The sequence below is a fragment of the Oleiphilus sp. HI0125 genome (assembly GCF_001635355.1).
Genome location: NZ_LWGF01001164.1, coordinates 1 through 1860 on the forward strand (window position 1 = coordinate 1; position 1860 = coordinate 1860).

A 1860-nucleotide genomic window follows, 5' to 3' on the forward strand; every position below is an offset into this window, starting at 1 on the left:
CTAATGAACGAATTTTCGCAATCGCGATACCTCGACCATCGTCTGAAACAATGAATTCGGCGTTCTGTTTATTCACTTGCGTATTAATCGAGATAAGACCGTTTTCGTTCTTACCCTTCTCTGCACGCTCTGTCGCACCTTCAATGCCGTGATCCATTGCATTACGCAACACATGCATAAAGATATTATTCATCATGCTGTGAACGCGGCCATCAATAAACAACTCTGCATCGTTTACACGAACTTCTGGTGCGGGCTTATCAAGCTGCTCAGCCATTGACGCGAGCGAACTTAAAGGCTCAGAGATCACCTCAGACAAGGTTTTAGATTCGATAGAAAGCAACATGCTATAGGCTTCTGAAACAACTTCTTGTACATCGTTGTCCATCGATTTTTCAGTAAGACGCTTAATGCTATCTAACCACGAAGCTACGCGTTCTGAGTCTAGATTTACACCTTGTGCTGCAACACCATCACGACCTAGCTTGTCATGATAAATCGTGTCGTACTCAGCAAGAATCTCTTGCGCTTCACGCAACTCTTCGAGTAATTCATTCTGCTTCCACTCACGCGAATCATCATTACGTAAAGCATCATAAGTAGATTCAACTTCATGCACTACGTCAGTCAAATAACTCAAACCATACGTACGCGCATTACCCTTAACGGTGTGCATATTTCTGAATAGCTCGGCAATAACATCCGCAGATTTTCCAGCGTTGTTCTTAATAGCCTGCTGACATGCCGCCATGAACTGCTTAGAACTACGGAGGAATTCAGCAAATTTCGCTGCATCGATCGCAAGCACTTCACCAATTAATTCCAACTCACGCTTCTGACCTTGCGCCGCTAGCTCTAGGGCACGGATTTCAGTTACGTCGCGCACAGTAATCATCAGACGCTCGATCACATCATCATTCACGATTGGATCCCAGTCCAACTCGAGAACTTTTTCACGACCATCATCGAAACCAATGGTCATCTCATTCACAAGACAATGTGAGTTGAACTCAAACATCATTTCGTCTTCACCAACAATCGCATCAACTGCAGTAATGTTCTGATCTCGCGCATCAGAGCCTAGTGTTGTATTCGCGAAAAGAAGATCATTTACATTTCGTCCAGCGATACGATCTGTTTCAAAAATCTGCTCCAGATACGCCGCATACTCTTTGTGCACCACACCACCTTCGGTCACTGTAAATAGGCCTTGGTGCATGTTTGCCATCATATTTGCGATGTCTTGGTTCTTTTGATGTAGCGCAGCCGTACGTTCCTCAACTTTCGCTTCAAGAGTACGATTATGCTCTTCGATCACTTCACGCATACGAATGTTTTTAATTGTTGTAACAAGTGACTGAGCAACAGAGGACACGTACTCATAATCACTATCGGCAAAACTCACCTGCTTTACGTCTCCAGATAAATTGATCACACCAACTAGCATGTCTTTATCTATAAGCGGAACACATAAAAGTGCTTTAGGTGCTACTTCTTGCTCACCCTGAACATAAGACTTGTCTTTCTCAGTATTAGGAACAAAGATAATTTGCTTAGATTTTGCAGCCTTACCAATAATACCTTCACCAAGCTCAAAGCTTGTAGGCTCAACATCGGCTGAAATAGCTTTCGGTGGGAAATGCGCCTTAACGACTAGCTCTTGCTTTTCGTTAGTTAAATAAACCGAACCTGCACTCACGCCCATCTTTTCATGCATACTCTGAAGTACTTCTTCCAATGCAGTGTTTTGGCTCTGCGCACCGGCTAAGGTACCGCCGATTTTATTAAGTTTTGCTAGATCTGCCATCTTCTTCTGAATAGCCGACCGCATAGAGTTAAAGTTTTGCGCCGCGAGTAATA

The 1860-nt window shown here is 43.7% G+C and carries 1 protein-coding gene; it reads right to left on the reverse strand.

The window, feature by feature from the left end:
- Positions 1-1807 (reverse strand): GAF domain-containing protein (locus A3762_RS20120; RefSeq protein ID WP_197469437.1); only part of this gene is annotated, 1807 nt, incomplete at its 3' end.
- Positions 1808-1860 lie beyond the last annotated feature (53 nt).